The 19,004-nt window shown below is 75.5% G+C and carries 19 protein-coding genes; 2 read left to right on the top strand and 17 right to left on the bottom strand.

Annotated elements, in window-relative coordinates; genetic code table 11:
- Positions 1-8: 8 nt before the first annotated feature.
- The 7 genes from ACFYZY_RS08430 to ACFYZY_RS08460 are packed head-to-tail and all read right to left on the bottom strand — an operon-like array spanning position 9 to position 6,352.
- Positions 9-869, bottom strand: a complete 861-nt coding sequence (locus ACFYZY_RS08430; RefSeq protein ID WP_388690862.1) for a PhzF family phenazine biosynthesis protein — start codon at positions 867-869, stop codon at positions 9-11.
- On the bottom strand, positions 862-1,218 hold the full coding sequence (locus ACFYZY_RS08435; RefSeq protein ID WP_388690864.1) for a hypothetical protein: 357 nt from the start codon (positions 1,216-1,218) through the stop codon (positions 862-864). The genes ACFYZY_RS08430 and ACFYZY_RS08435 overlap by 8 nt, the downstream gene beginning before the upstream one ends.
- Positions 1,215-3,083, bottom strand: a complete 1,869-nt coding sequence (locus tag ACFYZY_RS08440) for an anthranilate synthase family protein (protein ID WP_388690867.1) — start codon at positions 3,081-3,083, stop codon at positions 1,215-1,217. The genes ACFYZY_RS08435 and ACFYZY_RS08440 overlap by 4 nt, the downstream gene beginning before the upstream one ends.
- Positions 3,080-3,703, bottom strand: coding sequence for an isochorismatase family protein (locus tag ACFYZY_RS08445; RefSeq protein WP_388690870.1), 624 nt, complete (start codon positions 3,701-3,703; stop codon positions 3,080-3,082). The genes ACFYZY_RS08440 and ACFYZY_RS08445 overlap by 4 nt, the downstream gene beginning before the upstream one ends.
- 10 nt (positions 3,704-3,713) lie before the next feature.
- Entirely contained in the window at positions 3,714-4,211 is a 498-nt protein-coding gene (locus ACFYZY_RS08450; protein WP_388690872.1) for a PhzA/PhzB family protein, read from the bottom strand.
- Positions 4,212-4,269: 58 nt separating this feature from the next.
- Positions 4,270-5,490 (bottom strand): acyl-CoA dehydrogenase family protein, encoded by a 1,221-nt coding sequence (locus ACFYZY_RS08455; RefSeq protein ID WP_388690875.1) that lies wholly within the window; start codon positions 5,488-5,490, stop codon positions 4,270-4,272.
- Between the two features lie 49 nt (positions 5,491-5,539).
- Positions 5,540-6,352 carry an SDR family NAD(P)-dependent oxidoreductase gene (locus tag ACFYZY_RS08460; protein WP_388690877.1) on the bottom strand — a complete coding sequence of 271 codons (813 nt, stop codon included), beginning with the start codon at positions 6,350-6,352 and terminating at the stop codon, positions 5,540-5,542.
- Positions 6,353-6,637: 285 nt separating this feature from the next.
- Between ACFYZY_RS08460 and ACFYZY_RS08465 the strand changes: the two genes are divergently transcribed.
- Positions 6,638-7,369, top strand: coding sequence for a class I SAM-dependent methyltransferase (locus ACFYZY_RS08465; protein WP_388690880.1), 732 nt, complete (start codon positions 6,638-6,640; stop codon positions 7,367-7,369).
- Positions 7,366-7,758, top strand: a complete 393-nt coding sequence (locus ACFYZY_RS08470) for a VOC family protein (protein WP_388690883.1) — start codon at positions 7,366-7,368, stop codon at positions 7,756-7,758. The genes ACFYZY_RS08465 and ACFYZY_RS08470 overlap by 4 nt, the downstream gene beginning before the upstream one ends.
- Before the next feature lie 136 nt (positions 7,759-7,894).
- On the opposite strand, the gene ACFYZY_RS08475 is transcribed toward ACFYZY_RS08470, so the two are convergent.
- The 10 genes from ACFYZY_RS08475 to ACFYZY_RS08520 all read right to left on the bottom strand — a co-directional run bounded on the left by ACFYZY_RS08475 (position 7,895) and on the right by ACFYZY_RS08520 (position 19,004).
- Positions 7,895-9,277, bottom strand: coding sequence for an FAD-binding oxidoreductase (locus ACFYZY_RS08475; RefSeq protein ID WP_388690886.1), 1,383 nt, complete (start codon positions 9,275-9,277; stop codon positions 7,895-7,897).
- A 45-nt stretch (positions 9,278-9,322) separates the two neighbouring features.
- Positions 9,323-10,807: a DHA2 family efflux MFS transporter permease subunit gene (locus tag ACFYZY_RS08480; RefSeq protein WP_388690888.1), complete on the bottom strand. Its 1,485-nt coding sequence runs from the start codon at positions 10,805-10,807 to the stop codon at positions 9,323-9,325.
- Between the two features lie 21 nt (positions 10,808-10,828).
- Positions 10,829-11,890 (bottom strand): ParB/RepB/Spo0J family partition protein, encoded by a 1,062-nt coding sequence (locus ACFYZY_RS08485; protein WP_388690891.1) that lies wholly within the window; start codon positions 11,888-11,890, stop codon positions 10,829-10,831.
- A 14-nt stretch (positions 11,891-11,904) separates the two neighbouring features.
- Complete coding sequence (locus ACFYZY_RS08490) at positions 11,905-13,029, bottom strand: IS701 family transposase (RefSeq protein WP_388690894.1); 1,125 nt, start codon at positions 13,027-13,029, stop codon at positions 11,905-11,907.
- A 397-nt stretch (positions 13,030-13,426) separates the two neighbouring features.
- Positions 13,427-14,197 carry a 4'-phosphopantetheinyl transferase family protein gene (locus tag ACFYZY_RS08495; protein ID WP_388690896.1) on the bottom strand — a complete coding sequence of 257 codons (771 nt, stop codon included), beginning with the start codon at positions 14,195-14,197 and terminating at the stop codon, positions 13,427-13,429.
- A complete protein-coding gene (locus ACFYZY_RS08500; RefSeq protein ID WP_388690899.1) occupies positions 14,194-14,580 on the bottom strand; it encodes an acyl carrier protein in 387 nt (128 codons plus the stop codon). The genes ACFYZY_RS08495 and ACFYZY_RS08500 overlap by 4 nt, the downstream gene beginning before the upstream one ends.
- The gene (locus ACFYZY_RS08505; protein ID WP_388690902.1) at positions 14,577-16,961 is read right to left on the bottom strand and encodes a xanthine dehydrogenase family protein molybdopterin-binding subunit; all 2,385 of its coding nucleotides are present in this window, start codon (positions 16,959-16,961) and stop codon (positions 14,577-14,579) included. The genes ACFYZY_RS08500 and ACFYZY_RS08505 overlap by 4 nt, the downstream gene beginning before the upstream one ends.
- Entirely contained in the window at positions 16,958-17,527 is a 570-nt protein-coding gene (locus tag ACFYZY_RS08510) for a (2Fe-2S)-binding protein (protein ID WP_388690905.1), read from the bottom strand. The genes ACFYZY_RS08505 and ACFYZY_RS08510 overlap by 4 nt, the downstream gene beginning before the upstream one ends.
- Positions 17,524-18,498, bottom strand: coding sequence for an FAD binding domain-containing protein (locus ACFYZY_RS08515; protein ID WP_388690908.1), 975 nt, complete (start codon positions 18,496-18,498; stop codon positions 17,524-17,526). The genes ACFYZY_RS08510 and ACFYZY_RS08515 overlap by 4 nt, the downstream gene beginning before the upstream one ends.
- Entirely contained in the window at positions 18,495-19,004 is a 510-nt protein-coding gene (locus tag ACFYZY_RS08520; RefSeq protein ID WP_388690910.1) for an ester cyclase, read from the bottom strand. The genes ACFYZY_RS08515 and ACFYZY_RS08520 overlap by 4 nt, the downstream gene beginning before the upstream one ends.

Genomic DNA, 19,004 nt, shown 5'->3' on the forward strand with positions numbered 1-19,004 from the left:
GCCGCTCCCTAGACGTAGAGGGTTCCGCGGGCGACGACGGCGCCGTGGCCGCCCACCCGTACGCCGTCGGTCCGGTCCGCCGCGCCCCGCGCGACGGCGTGCATGCGGGACGGGCGGCCCATCTCCACCCCCTGGGTGATGTCGACGCGCCGGCCGTACGGGACCAGGCCGTGGCGGGCGAGGTGGAGGGCGAGCGGGCCGGCGGCCGAGCCGGTGGCCGCGTCCTCGACGACGCCGTACGCGGGCGAGAACATCCGGGTGCGCCAGGTGGTGCCCCCGCCGGCGAAGCAGTTGGCGGCCATGTCGGGGAAGCGGGACAGGGCCCGGTGGTCGGGCCGGAGCGCGGAGAGCGCCTCGACGCTCTCCAGGCCCACGAAGACGTGGCGGGGGCCGTTGCGGTACGCCTCCACCGGGACGGTGGACTCCTTCACGCCGAGCGCGTCGAGGAGTTCCTCCGCGTGCTCGTACGGCTCCCGGGACGGGTACGGCTGGCGCATCTCCACGCCGACCGCGCCGTCGTCGCCCAGGGTGACGTCGAAGGGGACGACGCCCATCCCGGTCTCCAGGCGCAGCCGCTGCTCCTCGCCGGCGGCGCCCAGCGCCCTGCGGCTCAGCCCCAGGGCGACGGCGGTTCCCAGCAACGGGTGCCCGGCGAAGGGCAGTTCGTTGACGGGGGTGAAGATCCGGATGCGGGCGTCCGCCTCCTCCGTCGCGGCCGGCAGGACGAAGGTCACCTCGGAGAGGTTCATCTCCCGGGCGATGGCCTGCATCCGTTCCGGGTCCAGGTCCCCGGCGTCGAAGAAGACGGCCACCGGGTTGCCCTGGAGCGGAGTGCGCGCGAAGGCGTCCACCACCGTGTAGTCATGCATCGGAGAGGGCTCCTCGGTCGTGTGCGGGGGCCGTGCCGGGGACGCCCGGGACGGCGGACGCGTGCCCGCCCGCCACGGCGGCCCCGACCTCGAACACGGAGCGGTGCGTCGGCGGCCGGCCGATCAGCTCGGCGGCCCGGTTGGGCGGCAGCGCGGAGTCGGCGGGCCGGTCGGTCCAGAGCATCACCGCGCCCCACCGGTTGGCCGCCCGGTCGGACAGCCACAGCTTCAGGACCAGGCCGGGCACCCCGGCCCAGGCGTCGGTGCCCTCGTCCCGCAGGCGCGCGGCCATCGTGTCGACGTCCGGGTCCGTCCCGTCCAGGTCCCACCAGGCGATGTCCATCCTCATGACACCCGCACCCCCACGACGCCGAGGAGGGCCTCGCCGAGGATGCGCGGGCCGTCGACGGTGAGCACCGACTCGGCGTGGAACTGCATGGAGGCGAAGTGCGGGCCGCGCAGGGCGTGGACCTCCCGGGTCCGCCGGTCCCGGCTGACCTCGACGGTGCCGAGGGTGCCGGCGTCGAGCTCGTCGACCGCGCACCGGGCGGCGTAGGTGTTGTAGAAGCCGACCCGCTCGCGGTTGCCGAAGAGGTCGATCACGCGCTGCGCGCCCTGGTTGGGCACGTCCCTGCGGACCAGGTCCAGGCCGAGCCGGGTGCAGAGCACCTGGTGGCTCAGGCAGACCGCGACGAAGGGCCGCCGCTCGGCGAGGAGCCGCTGGGCCGCCGTGTGCAGCCGGACGATCCGCGGGTCCCCGAGGTCGCGGGGGTCGCCCGGTCCGGGGCCGAGGACCACCACGTCGTGGGCGGTGAGGTCGTACGGCTCGTCGAAGCGGCGCACGGTGACGGCGAGGCCGAGGGACTCCAGCTGCTGCCCGATCATCGCGGTGAAGGTGTCCTCCGCGTCGACGACCAGGGCGTTCAGTCCGGCCAGGCCCGGGACGGGGGCGCACGGCGGCCGGGTGGCGTCGCGCAGCCAGAAGTCGGCGATGCCGGCGTTCCGGGAGGCCAGGGCGGCGCGCACCAGGGGGTGCTGGGCGAACCGGGCGGGTCTGTCGGGCTCCAGGACGCTCAGCAGTCCGGCGGCCTTGGCGCGGGTCTCGGCGACCTCGGACTCGGGATCGGAGTGCCGGACGAGGGTGGCGCCGACGCCGATCCGCAGGTGCCCGTCGGCGTCGATGTCGGCGGTGCGGATGAGGATGGCGGAGTCCAGGGTGCGCTCGCCGCCGGCGTCGCGGCCGATCAGGGCGGCGACGCCGCCGTAGTGGCCGCGTCCGCCGGGTTCGTGGCGGGCGATGACCCGGGCCGCGCTCTCCAGCGGGCTGCCGGTGACGGTCGGCGCGAACATCGTCTCGCGCAGGATCTCGCGCACGTCGCGGCGCGTGGTCCCCTCGATGAAGTACTCGGTGTGGGCGAGGCGGGCCATCTCCTTGAGGTAGGGGCCGGTGACCCGGACGCCCGCCCCGCAGATCCGGGACATCATCTTCAGTTCCTCGTCCACCACCATGTACAGCTCGTCGGCCTCCTTGCGGTCGGCGAGAAAGCGGGTGACGCCGTCGAGGGTGGGGCCGGTGGCCGGGTAGCGGTAGGTGCCGCTGATCGGGTTCATCACGGCGGTGCCGCCGTGCAGCGACACGTGCCGCTCGGGGGTGGCGCCGACGAAGGTCCGGCCGCCGGCGCGGATGACGAAGGTCCAGTACGCGCCCTGTTCGCGGGCGAGGAGCCGGCGGAAGAGGGTGAGGGCGGTGTGCGGCCCGTAGGAGTCGATCCGGGCCAGGTAGTCGCGCTTGACGACGAAGTTGGCGCCGGCGCCGGTGCCGATCTCGTCCTCGACGACGCGCCGCACGGTGGCGGCGTAGTCCGTGTCGTCGACGTCGAACCGGCCGCCGGTCAGGGTGACCGGGGTGTCCGCGATCCGCTCGGGCACCGCGTCCAGCGGCAGGCTGTCCTGCTCGGTGACTGCGAGGGCGAGCAGCGGCGCGCCGTCGTCGGGGGCGGCGAACCCGCGTTCGGCGAGCTGCCGGTGGGGGACGAGGACGAGGACCTGTTCGGTGTCCAGGGGGATGCCGGCGAGGGTCTCGGGGCGGCTGACGCGGCCGGTGAGGACCGTGACGGTGTCCGGGGCGGCCTCGGGGCGGTGCAGCAGGGCGAAGTCCGCCACCTCGCCGGCCAGGACGCGGTCCAGCAGGTCGGTGCGGTGGGCACGGCTCATGCGAAGACCTCCTGGGCGGTGACGACGCTGCCGCAGCGCTGTGCGACGTAGGTCAGGGCGAGCATGTGGTGGGCCTCGGAGAAGTCGCCGACCGCGTCGGCGACGAGGAACGTCCGGATGTCGTGGCTGTACGCCTCCATGGCGGTGGCCAGCACCCCGACGTGGGCGTACACCCCGCACAGGAGGAGCTGGTCGCGGCCGGCCGCGCGCATCCGCTCCAGCAGGTCGGTGCGGAAGAAGGCGCTGTAGCGCCACTTGGTGAGGAGCCAGTCCCCCTCCCGGGGGGCCAGCTCGGGGACCACCTCGCGGTCCGCGGTCTCCGTCCGCATGCCCGGTCCCCAGAAGTCCTTGAGCAGGCCGCGCTCCTCGTCCGTCATCCGGCCCGGCTGCGCGGTGTACGCGACGGGCACGCCGAGGGACGCGGCCCGCTCGCGCAGCAGTGCGGCGCGCCGCACCAGGGTGGAGCGCAGCGGGTCGGGCAGGGCGGCGAGGAAGTAGCGCTGCATGTCGTGGACGAGCAGGACCGCGCGGTCCGGGTCCGGGGTCCAGCGGGCGACGTTCTCCGGCAGGGTCCCGGGGGAAGGCAGGGGGTAGGACTCCACGGTCGGCAGGCCGGCCATCGGGTTCTCCTTAGGTGGGGATTCCTTCGCGCCGGACCCGCGGGACGTCGATCCCGAGGGCGCGGAACTGGTTCGTGGGGTTCATGAACTCGCGCTGGAGCTTGATCCGCCCGTTCTCGAACTGGAACGAGTGGATGAAGTGGTTGCGGTAGTGGCCCACCGGGTAGCCCGGGTAGACGATCTTTCCCTCGCCCCGGCACTCGACCCAGAAGCGGTCGGGGTCCTGGGTGTCGTGGATCTCGATGTCGGTCCAGACCCAGTCGGGGAAGCAGCGCAGCGACCACACCGCGTGCTCGCCGAGCCGGTCGCGGCCGGTGATGGTGATCGGCTCGCCGGTCTCGGTGGTCCACAGGCCGCCGACGCCGTCCTCGGTGAAGAGGAGGTGGCGGCGCAGCCGGTCCTCGCCGCGGGTGTTCATGTACTGCTCCACGACGGCGCGGTTGCGGGCGCGCACCGCCTGCTCGTCCTGCGGGCCGGCCTGGTCCTCGGTGCTTGCGGGGTTGCTCACGGGGAGTGCCTTCCTCGGGCGTCGGGGTGGGGGCGTCGGGGCGGGGCCGTCCCGCCGGTCAGACCAGCAGGCTGATGTCGCGGGGGTCCTTGCCGACCAGCGCCCGGCCGTAGAGCTGGGCGGGGATGCCCATGCCGAAGCCGGCGTGGCGGCTGCCCACGTTGACGTCGCGCCAGATCCGCTGGAGCGGGTTGGACTCGCTGAACGCGGAGGAGCCGTAGGCGGTCATCAGCCGGTCCACCGCCTCGCGGCAGAGCTGGGCGACCCTGGTGGAGTTCTGCCGGGCGGCGGCCCGGGTCAGCACGTCGGGGAACTCGCCCGCGTAGGCGGCCTCGTCCACGGTGTCGGCGATCCGCCCGGCCAGCAGCCGCGCGGTCTCGATCGCGGTGGCGGCCTCGGCGAGGTCGAGCTGGAGGGTGGGCGACTCGGCCTGGCGGGGGAAGGTCGAGCCGGCGGCGGGCCGGTGGGGCGCGGCCTCGCGGACGAGGTCGAACGCGGCGGCGGCGCCGCCGATGAGGGAGCCGAGCAGGCCGATGGAGAAGAGTCCGACCAGGCTGTTGCGGTAGCGGTGGGAAGCGTCGACCAGGCCGTCGGTCTCGCCGTTGAGCAGCGGCGCGTACGGCAGCAGCCGGCGCTCGGGCACGAAGACGGAGGTGGCGACGACGGTGTTGCTGCCGGTGCCGCGCATCCCCGCGAAGTGCCAGGTGTCCTCGATCTCCACCTCGTCGGTGCGCAGCAGCGCGAAGTGGACGGCGTTCTCCCCGGCCGGGGTGGGCACGGCGATCAGCACGCCCACCCAGTCGGCGTGCAGCGAGCCGGAGACGTAGCCCCATTCGCCGGTGACGACGACGCCGCCGTCGGCGGGCTCCACGCCGCGGGCCGGCCGGCCGAGCACCAGGGCGGTGCGGGCGTCCGGGTTCGCGCCCCACACCTCGTCCTGCACCTCGGCGGGGAAGAGGGAGGCCACGAAGTTGCCCGCGTTCAGCACGCCGGTGATCCAGGCGGCGGAGGAGCAGCCCCGGCCGACCTCGGTGGCGACGTCGAGCAGGGTGCGCACGTCCGCCTCGTAGCCGCCGAGGCGGCGCGGGGTCATCAGGCGCATCAGGCCCGCGTCGGTCAGGGCGGTGACGCCCCGCTCGGTGAGGCGGCGAGTCCGGTCGCTCTCCGCCGCGTCCTCCCACAGGGCCTCGCGCAGTCCGGCGGCCCTGGCCACCAGTTCGTCACGGCCGGGGACCTGGGTCCCGGGGGCCGTCGTGCCGTTCACCGCTGTCGTCAGCACGGTGCTGTTCCCTTCGCGTCGGTGGTTCGGGGTGGAGCCGGACGGGGTGTCAGGCGCCCTGGGCGGCGCGGGCGAGCGCGTCCCACTGCTTCCAGCCGGCCAGCCGCTCCTCGTACGAGGCGGTGACGGTGTCGAGCACGGAGGAGCCGAGCGGCAGCCGGAGCGGCGGGTTCGGGGTGTCGACCAGTTCGAGGACCGCTCCGGCGGTGGCGGCCGGGTCGCCGGGGGCGGCTCCGGCCGAGGGCGCGTGGGCGAACTCCGCGTACGCCTCGCCCGGTTCGGCCCAGACGGCGGAGGCGCCGCGCCAGTCGGTGCGGTACGGGCCGGGCTCGACCAGCGTGACGTGGATGCCGAAGCGGCCGACCTCCTGGGCCAGGGCGTCGCTCAGGCCCTCCACGGCCCACTTGGAGGCGTGGTACAGGCCGAGCATCGGCCAGGAGGCGAGGCCCGCGATGGAGGACATCTGGAGGATGTGGCCGCCGCCCTGGGCCCGCAGGACCGGCAGGACGGCCTGGGTCACCCAGAGGGTGCCGAAGAGGTTGGTGTCGATCTGGTCCCGGGCCTGGGCCTCGGTGACGTCCTCGACGGCGCCGAACAGGCCGTAGCCGGCGTTGTTGACGACGACGTCGAGCCGGCCGAACCGCTCGTGGGCGGCGGCGACGGCCGCGAAGGCGGCGTCCCGGTCCCGGACGTCGAGGGCGAGCGGCAGGACCGCGTCGCCGTACGCCGCCACCAGACCGTCCAGGCCGCCGGTGTCGCGGGCGGTGGCGGCGACGAGGTCGCCGCGCTCCAGCGCGGCCTCGGCCCAGACCCTGCCGAAACCCCGGGACGTGCCGGTGATGAACCAGACCTTGCCAGCCACAGTCGAACTCCTTCTCCGCACGGCCCTTTCGGGTTTTCCGGACGTCCCGCAGTGCCTCCTATTCACCCCGAAGCGTGCGGGGGTGTCCATGTGTCCGCATACGGACAGACGGTCCGGCGCGCATTTCCCGGTGTCCGACCGAGGAATTTCCTCGGACGGACACCGGGGGACCCGGAAAACGGCGTACGGACCGGTGCGCGGAAACCCTCCGGGCATTCCTGGACGGCCCGGCGGCGCGCCATACTGCCGCGGATACCGCGAGCCACCGACGCCAAGGAGATCCGCGTGAGCGCCACGGAACAGTCCTTCGACTACGCCGCCGCCGACTTCAACGCCGTCTACACGGGCGGGGAGCTGCTCGAAGGGGCCTCCATCAAGGTCGTGCCCTGGGACATCGGCGAACCGCAGCCCGTCGTCGTCGCCCTGGAGGAGCAGGGCCGGTTCCACGGCGCCGTGCTCGACATCGGCTGCGGGCCGGGCGACAACGCCGTCTTCCTGGCCCGCCGCGGCCACCGGGTGACGGCGATCGACGCCGCCTCCGCCGCCGTCGAGCAGGCCCGGCTGCGCGCCGGCGACCTGCCCGTCGAGTTCGCCGTCGCGGACGCCACCGACCTGGCCGGGTACGAGGGCCGCTTCGACTCGGTCCTGGACAGCGCCCTGTTCCACACCCTGCCCCGCCCGGCCCGGCCGCTGTACGCGGCGGCCCTGCACCGGGTCACCCGCCCCGGCGCGCGGCTGAGCGTGCTGTGCTTCGCCGACGTCCCCGGGGGCATGCCCGCTCCCCTGTCGGTCTCCGGTGACGAGCTGAGCACCACGCTGACGGAGGCGGGCTGGCGGATCACCTCCATGGACCTGGCGGAGTACGCGGGCGTGGCCACCGGCATGGAGAAGTTCTTCGAGCGCACCGGCCGGCGCCCCGAGCTCGACGCCAGGGGCCGCACCCGGCTGCCGGTGTGGAAGGTCCTCGCCGACCGCGCCGGGGGCGCCGGCCCGGTCGCCGGCGGGGCGGCCGCGTGAGCGGGGCCACCGGCGGCGGCCGTCCCCCGGCGCGGCGCGCCTTCCCGGTCCTGCGCACCCACCGGGTGGCGGCCACGGCCGCCTTCTACGAGCGGCTCGGCTTCGCGCCCGTCCACCGCCATCCCGCCGGGGGCGAGCCGGAGTTCGTCGCGATGCGCCGGGACGGCGCGGAACTCGCGGTGAGCCGGGACGACGACGTGCCGCGCGAGCCGGCCGGCACCGTCGACCTGTTCGTCTTCGTCGGGTCCGTGGACTCCGCCGTGGAGGAGCTGCGGGCCGCCGGCACGCCCGTGCTGCGGGAGCCCGCCGACTCCCCCTGGGGCGAGCGGGTGGCGTACGTGCGGGACCCGGCGGGCAACCGGGTGGGGCTCGGCCGGCCGACGGCGTAGCGCCCCCGTCCCGCACGCCCCGCCCCTCCCGGGGCGTACGGGACGGGGCCCGGAGCACCGTGGCCACGGAGCCACGGGAAAACCGGGAAGTGCCCCGGGACCGCGTCGGTCCCGGGGCACTTCCGTGCGGGCGGGCCTACGCGGCCGGCGCGATGTTGAGGTTGCTCCGGAACAGGTTGCCCGGGTCGTACACGGCCTTCAGGCGGGCCAGGCGGGCGCGGGTCGCCGGGTCGTAGAGCTCGTCGGCGAAGTCGTCCGCGGAGCGCTCGCCGTAGACGAAGTTCAGCGAGCGGCCCAGCGTCCAGGGCCGCACGGCCTCGTCCAGGGCCGCGTGGGCGGCGCGGATGGCCCCGGCGGGCGCGTCGTCGGAGCCGGACAGCACCCGCAGGATGTACCCCGCCTCCCGGTACGGGACCGCGTTGGGCACCCGGGGCTCGCGGGACAGGGCCCCGCCGAGGTGGCGCAGGTCCACGATGCAGGGCACCGGCGCGCCGGGCCCCGCCAGGGTCCGCACGGCCTCCAGGACGGTGTCGTCGAGTTCGCTGAGCAGCACCGCGTTGCCGTCGTAGGCGTGGCTGAAGTCGGGTTCGGCGTAAATGGAGCCGACCTCGGTGAAGTCCATCTCGCCCAGGTGGTCGTGGAGGACCTCGACGCCGAACTCCCGCCAGGGGCGGGCCAGCTCGGGTCCGGCGGCGAGGTCGGTGGTGGCCAGGCGGACGTGCACCACGTGGCGGCCGCGCAGCGGCTCCGGGAAGACCGGGATCGGCGGGTACTCGATCATGCCGACGGAGGCGGTGACCGTCTCGGGCGCGGTCGCCGTCCAGGACTTGAAGTGCGCGAGGACCTCCGCCGCCCGGCCGGCGTCGAAGTACAGTCCGCCGCCGTAGACCCGGGCGACCGGGAGCAGGTCGATCTCCAGGGCGGTGACCAGGCCGAAGTTGTCCCGGCCGCCGCGCAGCGCCCAGAACAGGTCGGGGTCGGAGTCGGCGGTGACGGTGCGCAGCCGCCCGTCGGCGGTGACCACGTCCAGGGAGCGGACCAGGTCGGCGGCGTAGCCGAACTCGCGGGCCAGCAGGCCCAGGCCGCCGGCCAGGGTGTAGCCGACGACGCCGACGTGCCCGGCTGAGCCGCTGAGCGGGGCCAGGCCGTGCGGCGCGGTCCGCGCGACGACCTGCTCCCAGCGGGCCCCCGCGCCGATCCGCGCGGTGCGGGCGGCCGGGTCGACGGTGATCCCGTCCAGGCGTCCGGTGGTGATCACCAGGCCGCCCCGGTCGAGGACGGTGATGCCGTGCCCGGTGGACTGCGCGGTGACGGGGAGCCCCCGTTCGGCGGCCCAGGCGACGGCGGCGCGCACGTCCTCGGCGGTGGCCGCGCCGACGACCACGGCGGGGTCGTGGCGGTATCCGGCCTGGAATCCGGTGAGCTCCTCCTCATACCCCTTCCGTCCGGGTGTCAGAACGGGTCCGGTCACCTTTTCCGCGAGGGACGTGATGTCGATCTGTGCACGGTCGCCAGACATCTGCCGTGTTCCTTTCATGGTGTTTCTCAATTGCTTCGCCCTGCATCAACCGACCTTTTCCAGGTCGGAATTCTCGGTGGTTCCCCCCGCTGTTCCCGGTGTTTCCGCACGGGTCTTTCCGGCCGGGTCGGAGGGCATCAGGAGACAGGCGACGGCGCCGACGAGGAGAACGGCGACCGGCAGCAGCAGGGTGGTGCCCGCGGCCCGGCCGAGGTCGTCGGGGAACCGCTCGATCCGTGCCTGCGTCAGCACGCCGACGGCGGCGGCGCCGATGACGCAGCCGACCTGCCGCACGGAGTTGTACACGCCCGCGCCGGCGCCGATGATCTCGACGGGCAGCGTGCCGGTGGCGACGTTCGCCATCGGCCCGAACGCCGCCCCGGTGCCGATGCCGGCCAGGAACAGGGCCCCGGCGGTCGGCCAGACGCCCGCGTGGGCGTACATCGCGAGGGCGAGCAGACCGAGGCCGGCGGCGAAGACCAGGAAGCCGCCGAGGACCACCCACTTGCCGGGGACCCGGTCGGAGAGCGTGCCGGCGAAGGGCCCGGCCAGGCCGCTGGAGACGGCGATGGGCACCATCAGCAGACCCGCCTGCTGCGGGCTGAGCCCCATGACGTCCTGCATGAACAGGGTCAGCGGCAGGTAGAGGCCCGTGACGGCGAAGCCGATGGCGGCGGCGGCGAAGGCGGCGGAGCCGAAGTGGCGGCGGCCGAAGATCGACAGCGGCATCAGCGGCTCGCGCGGGTTGACGCGCTGCCACACGACGAACGCCACGAGCAGCACGAGGCCCGCGGCGATGACGGTGACGACGTCCAGCGGACCGGCGATCGTTCCCCAGTCGTAGTGCTGGCCGTTCTGCAGGCCGAAGACGAGGGCGAACAGCCCGAGTCCGGAGAGCAGGGTGCCCGGCAGGTCGAAGCGGCGGTGGTTGCGGGGCTGGCCGCCGGGGACCAGCTTCGCGGTCATGACGAGGCCCACCAGTCCGATCGGCACGTTCACCAGGAAGATCCACTCCCAGCCGGCGGAGCCGGTGAGGAAGCCGCCGAGCAGCGGCCCCGCGGTGGTGGCCAGGCCCGCGACGGCTCCCCACACGCCGAGGGCGGCGCCGCGGCGCCGCGGCGGGAAGAGGGTGGTGACGAAGGCCATCGTCTGCGGTGCCATGAGGGCCGCGCCGAGCCCCTGGACCGCGCGGGCGGCCGTGAGCGTCCCGACGGTGCCGGAGAGCCCGCACCACAGGGAGGCGGCGGTGAAGACGGCCATGCCGGTCAGGAAGACGGGCTTGCGGCCGAAGCGGTCGCCGAGCCGGCCCGCGACGAGCAGCGGGACGGCGTAGGTGAGCAGGTAGACGCTGTGCACCCAGGTGATCCGGTTGAGGTCGGCGTCCAGTCCGGCCATCATGCCGGGGATGGCGACGGTCACGATGGTGGTGTCCATCATGATCAGGAAGAAGCCGACGCAGAGGGCCGCCAACGCGGCCCAGGGGTTGCCGGGGGCCGGGGCGGGGGCGGTGTTCGAGGCGACGTCCGTCATCTCATCATCTCTCAGGAGTGGTTACGGGTGGCGCGCGCCGCGCTGTTCCAGCTCGGTGGCTATGGCTTCCCAGTAGGCGGCGCAGGCACGGGCCATCGCGGCGATCTTCGGGGCCTGGTGGGCGGGGGCGCGCAGCGGCAGTCCGCTCTCCTCCTCGCGCACGATCCGGGTCTCCAGCCAGCGGATCAGCGCACGGCCCTCGTCGCTGTACTTGAGGGCGGGATCGCGCCGGAGCGAGTCCAGTACGGTCGGCAGGTCCGCCGGCGCCACCCGTCCGGCGCACCCGCGCGGCTCCCGCGCCCGCGTGCCCCGGGGGCCGGTGCCGCCGGGGGGCAGCGGTCCCTCGCCCCGGCCGAGCCGGTCGCGCACGTCGCGGGCGGTCTCCACGGAGATGCCGGCGGAGCGGGCGATCTCGCGCAGCGAGGCGTCGGGCCGCACGGCGAGGTAGTCCACGGCCCGCAGCCGCCCCTCGGTGGCGGTCAGCGGGCGGGCGCGGCCGTCGCAGCCCACGCGCACGGCGGGCGTCTCGCCGCTCCCGGCGTCGGCGCGGCGCAGCACGCCGACGGTCTTGCCGGACAGTCCCACCTTCGCCGCGACCGCCCGGTCGGACCACTCGGGCCAGAGGCGCAGGATGCGGCGCGCCGACGCGCGGCGGTCGGCGAGGGTGAGCGGCAGGCCGTGCCCGTTGTTGGCCTCGACGGCCAGCAGGAACGCCTCCCGCTCGGTGCCGTCGAACCAGTGGACGGGGATCGTCCCGCGGCGGTTGAGACGGGCCGCGTGCAGCCGGTGCACGCCGTCGATCACGCGCATCGTGGGGCGGTGCACCACGATCGGCGGGAGGGCGGTCTCCACTCCGGCGAGCAGCAGCACGTGGTCGTGGTCGACCCCGGCCAGCCGGGGGGAGTCCGCCTCCAGGAGCGCGTCGACCGGCACGTGGGCCACGTCCGCGGACGGCGCCGGCGTTCCGGGGGCGGGCCGCGGCGGCGCGGGCGGCCGCCGGGGGGCTTCGGAGGGGGCGGCCGCCGGCGGGTCCGCCGTCGGCACGGCGTCGCGGGCGGGGGCTTCCGCCGTCAGGACGTACACGTCGACTCCTCGGGTCAGAGCGCGGTCGGCAGGACGGAGCCCCGGCCGAGCAGCCGGTGGGCGGCGGCCGCCGCGACGAAGGTCATGTGGCGGTGCCAGCCGGGGAAGGAGCGCCCCTCGAAGTCGCGGAGCCCGCACTCCTCCAGGACCTCCAGGGGGAGCGCGGCGGCGCCGGGGCGGACGAGCGGGGCGGAGTCGCCGTCGGTTCCGGTGATCCAGTAGCGCACCGGCCGCCCGGCCCCGTCGGTCCGCTCGGTGAGCAGCGCCAGCGGGACGGCGACGCCGGGCAGCCGGACGACGGCGGGGACGCGGCGCGCCCGGCCCCCGGCGGGCCCGGGCGGGACGGCGCGTGCGGTCCCGGCCGGGTCGAGGCGGCGCACCAGGTCGGCGAGGGGGGCCGTGCGTACGGTCCGGTCGCCGGGCGGCCCGCACAGCGCGGGCGTGGCGGCCGGTACGGAGACGGCGAAGGAGAGGGACCGCCGGGCGAGGCCCGCGACGAGCCGGAGGGCCTCGCCGGGCGCCTCCGCGCAGGCGAGGACCGGGAGGCCGGCGGTGACGGGGTGGGCGGCCGCGGCGTCGACCAGGTCGAGGCCGAGCCGGCCGGGTAACCCGTCGCGGACGGTCTCCGGTATCCGGGCCCGCTCGCGCAGCGCGCCGTCCTCGCTCCACCGGCCGGGCAGGCTCAGGCGCCAGTCGACGGGAACGGTGCCCCGGTCGGTGACGAGGAACGCCCCGAGGGCGAGCTGGCAGCTGAGGGACCGTCCGTCGGCCGGGTCGAAACGGCGGTGCACCCCGGCGGAGTGCTCCCCGCGCTTGGGGACGACGACCGGGGCCACCCGCAGGGCCCGCACCCGCGCCCGCTCCCCGCACCAGCCGGCCAGCTCGCGGCGGACCGGCTCCCACGCCCAGGGGCTGGAGTTGACGATCTGGTGCAGCGACTGGGAGGCGGTCTCGAACGCGCCGGCGGAACGCGCCATGTTGCGCACGGACTTCCTGCCGGGCGTGGTGACCAGACCCGACAGGTACGCGCCGGCCCAGCGGCGCTGGTCGGCACGCGGCAGGCGGTGGAACAGGCGCCGGGCCAGCGGATCGGTGGTCGGCACGGTCTCCGGCACGCGCGCGGCCTGCGGTACGGGCATGACGGGCTCCCTCCGGCGAGCGGGTCGTGTGGCCAGAGCCCAAGAATAGCGAGTGTTCTCTTTGTTTTGGGAGTCCGGGGACCCGGCCGGACGACTTTGGCAAGTTCTCGCCGGAGCACCGCCACGGCCGCCGAGGGGGGCGCGACCGGGAAGCGCGCGGTGCGCCGGCGCGCGCGAAAGCCCTTGCCGGTCAAGGGACTTGCGGCGCGGGAGCCCCGACGTGCGGAACCCGCCGTGCGACGGGGCCCGGTGCGCGGCCCACGCCACGGCGGACCGCACGGCACGACGGACCGCACCGCATCCGGCGCCGGGCATCGGGCGCCGGTCGTCCGGCGCCGCGCGCACGGGGACCCCGGCCGGGCGTGTCACCCGGCCGGGGTCCCGGAGCGCGCCGGTCTCAGGCGGCGAGCTCCGCGAGCACGGAGTTCCGCCGCGCCAGGTCGGCGCGGGTGCCGCTGTACAGGCTCTCCATCGGCAGCCAGCGCAGGATCACCGGGCCCTGGGGGGAACCGTCGTGGCCGATCGCCGCCGCCGCCGTGTGGCGCGGGCCGGCCGGCACGTCCACCACCGACCACCCCTCGGGGTGCTTCTCGGTCTCCCACCCCAAGTAGTCCAGGGACAGGTCCCGGCCGAGGCCGGTGCCCAGCCCCTTCAGATACGCCTCCTTACGGGTCCAGAGCCGCCCGAACGCCGAGGTCCCCGCGCACGCGGGGACCTCGGCCAGCTCCGCGCGCTCCTCCGGGTGGAACGCCTGCGCGCACACCCGGGCGGTCTCCTCGCTCGGCGTCCTCTCGACGTCCACGCCGATCGGCACCCGCGCCACCCCGATCAGCACCATCCCGCTGCTGTGCGACAGCGAGAAGTGCAGGTCGGACTCGGGGCTCACCAGCATCGGCCGCCCGTGCCGCAGATCGCAGCACGGGCACGGGCCCCGCCCGAAGACGAGGTCCTTCGCGGGCTCGCCCACGTAGGCGGACAGCACCCGCCGCAGCGCGATGTGCGCCGCCGCGTACAGGTACCCGCCGGCCTGGCGACGGCAGGCCCGCGCCCGCTGGAGCTCCGCCTCGTCCAGCTCCCCCATCTCCAGGACGCCGGTGATGCTGTCCGGCCCGGGCTGCCGCAGCAGCCACACGTCCGCGCCGGCCGGCGGCGCCAGGGTCGCGGTCATCCGCCATACCCGAGCCGGTCCACCAGCATCGAGGCCAGCGCGCGCGTGCTCTCCGCCGTCAGGATCTCCTGCAGTTCCGGCGCGTCGCCCAGCGCGTCCAGGAGCCGGTACCGGAGTTCGCAGCCGAGCATCGAGCCGACGCCGACGCCGACCAGCGACCGCTCGGTGTCCAGGTCGGCCGGGGCGATGCCCACCGAACGGGCCACCTCCCGGCACACGTAGTCGAAGAGGATCTCCCGGCGCTCCGCCGGTCCGGCCTCCGCGAGCGTGGCCGCCGAGGGTGCGGTCACGTCCACGGCGAGCGGGCCGTCGGGTCCGGGATCCGGGAGATCCCAGTCGGGATCGGTGTTGAGCCAGTCGAGAACCGCTTGGTCCACGGTCATGATTCCTCCTTGTTGGGGTCGTTGGGGTCGGCAGGGCCGTCGCGGTCGGCGCGGCCGTCGCGGCCGGCGTTTTCGTTCGGGTCGCCCTGGTCGTTCTGGTTCCTCTTCCTCCGGTGCGACCGGACGAGCGAGCGCACCCGGGCGGGGTGCAGGGGCAGGGCGCCGACGTCGCCGGCGAGCCCCAGGGCGTCCCGCACGGCGCCCGCGAGGACGGCGCCGCTGCCCGCGGTGCCCCCCTCGCCGGCGCCGCGCAGGCCGAGCGGATTGCCCGGTGCCGGCGCGTCCTCGTAGACCACCACCCGGATCTCGGGGAGGTCGGCCGCGCGCGGCCACAGGTAGTCGTCGAGCGTCGGTGTCAGCGGGACGCCGTGCCCGTCGTAGCGGAACTCCTCGGACAGCGCGCCGCCGATGCCCTGCACCGCGCCGCCGAGCAGCTGGCCCCGGACGGATTCCGGGTGGACGGCGCGACCGACCTCGTAGGTCACCGCGTAGCGCAGCAGCCGGACCGCCCCGGTGTCCGGGTCCACCTCGACCTGCGCGAAGTGGGCCCCGTAGGGGTACGTCATGCCCTGCGCGGCGTACGTCGCCCGCCCGATGAGGCCGGGCTCGTCGCCGGTCGCCGTCCAGCGCGGCCCGAAGCTCGCGGCGGCGATCGCGCCCCAGTCCAGCCGGCGGCCGGGCTCTCCCCCGACGGCGAGCCCGCCGTCCCGGGGGACGAGCGACTCCGGCGCGGCGCCGAGCAGTTCGCCCGCCACCGCGCGCGCCTTCGCCAGGACCTTCAGGGCGGCCTCGCGCACCGCCGTCCCGCCGACCACGGTCGAGCGGCTGCCGAACGTGCCGCCCCCGTCGGACAGCAGGTCGGTGTCGGAGAGCACCACGTGCACCGATCCGGCCGGCACGCCCAGCTCCTCGGCGGCGATCTGCGCCATGACGGTCCGGATGCCCTGGCCGACGCTGGCGCCGCCCATGACCACCCGGACCGCGCCCGTCACGCCGATGTCCACCACCGCGCTGTCGTAGCCCAGGCCCGCCTTCTCCAGGATGACCGCGCACCCGGTGCCGACCGTCCGCCCGGCGGCGCGCGCGGCCCGCGCCTCCGCCCGCCAGTCCTCGTAGCCGACGTCGGCCAGGGCCTTGTCGAAGTGCTCCAGGTGGTCCTTGCCGTCGAGGACCATCGGGGAGCCGAAGACCGACATCGGACGCCGGTGCGGGAGTTCGTCCGCCGTCAGCAGGTTGCGCCGGCGCAGCTCGACCGGGTCCAGGCCGAGCCGGCCGGCGGCCACGTCGAGGGCCTGCTCGCGCACGAAGTTGTGCTGGAAGCGGCCCGGTGCCCGGTAGGTGCCGATCGGGGTCTTGTGGGTCTTGACGATGTGCACCCGGGAGCGGCAGGCCGGCAGCCGGTACGGTCCGGAGATCATCGAGGCGGTGAGCGCGGCGACGACCGCGCCGTGCGTGCGGACGTAGGCGCCGTTGTCGAGCCACGCCTCGTCCCGCAGCGCCAGCAGGTTCCCGTCGGCGTCCAGGGCCAGTTCGATCCGGTGCTGCTGCTCGCGGGCGTGGTTGGCGGCGACCATGTGCTCGGCCCGGTCCTCGCTCCACTTCACCGGACGGCCGGTGCGCAGCGCGAGGAAGGGGACGAGGAAGTCCTCGGGGTAGAACTCGCCCCGGATGCCGAAGCTGCCGCCGGCGTCCGTCTCCCGCAGGTGGATGCGGTGTTCGGGCAGGTCGAGCAGGGTGGCCAGGACCCGCCGGTTGATGTGCGGGATCTTGGCGGCGCCCCAGACGGTGAGCCGTCCGGTGTCGTGGTCGGGTTCGGCGACCAGGCCGCGCGGCTCCAGCGGGGTGCCGCTGTGCCGTCCGGTGCGCAGGTCGGCGGTGACGACGTGGGCGGCCCCGGCGAAGGCGGCGTCGACGTCCCCGTACCCGAACTCGACGGTGCCGACCCCCTCGCCGGGGGGTGCGGTACGGGCGTCGAGGACGGGCTCGCGCGGGTCGAGGTCGAGCCGGACGAGGTCGGCCGCGTCCTCGGCGAGGTAGAGGTCCCCGGCCAGTACGGCGGCCACGGGCTCACCGGCGTAGCGGACCTCCCCGGTGGCCAGCGGCGGCTGGAGGTGGGGGGTGAAGTCGAGTCCGGGATGCGGCTGGCGCACCGGTATCCGGATGCCGGGCGGCAGGTCGTCCGCCGTGATCACGGCGACGACGCCGGGAAGCGCGGCGGCGCGCGAGACGTCGGTGCCGAGGAGCGCGGCGTGCGCGACGGGCGACCGCACGACGCGCATCCACAGTTGCCCCGGACGCACGACGTCGTCGTGGAAGCGGCCGCGTCCGCGCAGCAGCCGGTCGTCCTCCAGGCGGGGCACGGACCGTCCGAGGGCGCTCATCGGCCCGCCGCCTCGATCGCGTCGATCACGGGCTGGTAGCCGGTGCAGCGGCAGAGGTTCGCGGACACGCACTCCCGGACGCGCGCCCGGTCCGGGTGCGGCTCGCGGCGCAGCAGGGCGGTGCCGAGCATGAGGAAACCGGGGGTGCAGAAGCCGCACTGGAGCGCGAAGTTGTCACGGAACGCCCGCTGGAGCGGGCCGAGCCCGCCGTCGTCCCCGGCGAGGGACTCGACGGTCTCGACGCGCTGCCCGTCGGCCTGCACCGCGAGCACGACGCAGGACCGCACGGGCTCCCCGTCCAGCAGGACGGTGCACGAGCCGCACACCCCGGTCTCGCACCCGACCGGCGTCCCGGTCAGGCCCAGGTCGCGCCGCAGCACGTCGGCGAGGCTGCGCCGGGGCTCGACGTCGAGGGTCCGGGGCGCGTCGCCGTTGACGGCGAGTCCGACCGGGACGGTGCCGGGTGGGGTGCCGCCGGGCGGGGGCGCGGCGGTGGGACCGCCCGCGGGTTCCGGGGAGCGGCCCGCCGGGGGAGGGCCGGGCGTCGGGAGGGGGCCGCGGTTCATGCCGCCACCGCCTCGGGACGGTGCGCGACCGCCGCCGCGCGGGCCCGGCCGGCGGACCCGGCCAGGGCGCGGCGCAGCAACACCTCGGCCAAGGAGGCGAGTTCACCGCTCTCGAAATGACCGCCGGACGGACCGGAGGAGTCGTCGAAGGAGTCGCCGTACGCCCCGGAGGAGCCACCGGACGGCCCCCCGGCCCCCGCCGCCGCGACCGCCGCCCGGGCCGCCGCCGCGAAGGCGTCCGGCTCCGGGCGGGCGCCGGTCAGCAGGGCCTCCGCCGCGTGCGCGCGCACCGGCACCTCCCACGGGCCGGCCACCGCGATCCGGGCCGCCGTGATCCGCCCGTCGGCGCCCAGGGTCAGCGCGGCGGAGGCGGCCGCCTCCGGCAGCCGGCCCGTCTGGACGCCGTACTCGACGAGGACGGCGGCCGGTTCGGCGTGCGGGAAGCGGACGGCGGTGAGGATCTCCCCCGCCCGCAGCGCGGTGCGGTGGCGCCCCCGCAGGAACGCCGGCGCGTCCAGCGTCCGGGTGCCGTCCGGCCCGAGCAGCGTCAGCTCGGCGTCGAGCAGCACCGCGAGCAGGCACCACTCGGCGCACGGGTCGGCGTGCGCGAGGCTGCCGCCGACCGTGCCGCGCGCCCGTACGGGCGGCTGCCCGATCAGGGCGGCGGCCTCCGCGAGCACCGGCAGCCGGTGGCGCAGTACGGGGTCGGCGCCGTGCTCCAGTACGGCGTGCGGGGTCGTCGCCCCGATCCGTACGCCGGTCCCGTCCGCCAGCACGCCGGCGAGGCGGGGCAGCCGGCCGAGGTCCACGAGCAGGTCGGGCCGGACGAGGCGCCGGTTGAGCAGCGGGACCAGGGACTGGCCGCCGGCCAGGACCCGGGCCTCGCGGCCGTCGCGGGCCGCCGCCGCGAGGTGGTCCACCGCCTCCCCGGCGGTGCGGGGGCGGACGTAGGAGAAGGGCGCGGGTCTCACGGCCGGTCCACCTCGGGCACCCGCAGTTCGGTGTGGCCGTACTTGCGCATCAGGTCGGCGAGGTCGAAGTGCGCCGAGCGCTCGATGACCTTGTCGCCGCGGAACCGGTCGATGCCGAGCGCCGCGAAGGTGGCCCTGCGTCCGCTCGGGGGCAGCCCCCGGAACGGTCCGAGCTGGGTGGCGGTGCACTCCACGCGGGTGATGACCGTGTCGCCCTCGGCCCACTGCTCGACGACCCGGTCGACCATGTCGGGGAAGGCCGTCCGGAAGGCGCGCACCCACTGCCGCACCCCTTCGGGTCCGCGCAGCCCGAACTGGGGCCAGGTGAAGTCCTCGTGGAACAGCTCGTCGGCGAGGTCGAGGTCGCCGTGGGTGATGATCCGCTCGAAGAGCAGGGCGATCTTCTTCTTGCGCGCTTCGGCCGTGTTCCCGGCCGGGACCTCGGGAAGCTCCCGGGCCGGGTCCTCGGCCGGGACCCCGGCGGGGGTCTGCGTCCGGTGCCGCAT

Source organism: Streptomyces sp. NPDC001744 (assembly GCF_042892575.1).
Classification (GTDB): Bacteria; Actinomycetota; Actinomycetes; order Streptomycetales; family Streptomycetaceae; genus Streptomyces.

Excerpts from the sequence above, each read along its gene's own strand:
- ACFYZY_RS08430 (WP_388690862.1), bottom strand. The coding sequence starts at position 869 with ATGCATGACTACACGGTGGTGGACGCCTTCGCGCGCACTCCGCTCCAG.
- ACFYZY_RS08435 (WP_388690864.1), bottom strand. The coding sequence starts at position 1,218 with ATGAGGATGGACATCGCCTGGTGGGACCTGGACGGGACGGACCCGGAC.
- ACFYZY_RS08440 (WP_388690867.1), bottom strand. The coding sequence starts at position 3,083 with ATGAGCCGTGCCCACCGCACCGACCTGCTGGACCGCGTCCTGGCCGGC.
- ACFYZY_RS08445 (WP_388690870.1), bottom strand. The coding sequence starts at position 3,703 with ATGGCCGGCCTGCCGACCGTGGAGTCCTACCCCCTGCCTTCCCCCGGG.
- ACFYZY_RS08475 (WP_388690886.1), bottom strand. The coding sequence starts at position 9,277 with ATGTCTGGCGACCGTGCACAGATCGACATCACGTCCCTCGCGGAAAAG.
- ACFYZY_RS08480 (WP_388690888.1), bottom strand. The coding sequence starts at position 10,807 with ATGACGGACGTCGCCTCGAACACCGCCCCCGCCCCGGCCCCCGGCAAC.
- ACFYZY_RS08490 (WP_388690894.1), bottom strand. The coding sequence starts at position 13,029 with ATGCCCGTACCGCAGGCCGCGCGCGTGCCGGAGACCGTGCCGACCACC.
- ACFYZY_RS08495 (WP_388690896.1), bottom strand. The coding sequence starts at position 14,197 with ATGACCGCGACCCTGGCGCCGCCGGCCGGCGCGGACGTGTGGCTGCTG.
- ACFYZY_RS08500 (WP_388690899.1), bottom strand. The coding sequence starts at position 14,580 with ATGACCGTGGACCAAGCGGTTCTCGACTGGCTCAACACCGATCCCGAC.
- ACFYZY_RS08505 (WP_388690902.1), bottom strand. The coding sequence starts at position 16,961 with ATGAGCGCCCTCGGACGGTCCGTGCCCCGCCTGGAGGACGACCGGCTG.
- ACFYZY_RS08510 (WP_388690905.1), bottom strand. The coding sequence starts at position 17,527 with ATGAACCGCGGCCCCCTCCCGACGCCCGGCCCTCCCCCGGCGGGCCGC.
- ACFYZY_RS08520 (WP_388690910.1), bottom strand. The coding sequence starts at position 19,004 with ATGCGGCACCGGACGCAGACCCCCGCCGGGGTCCCGGCCGAGGACCCG.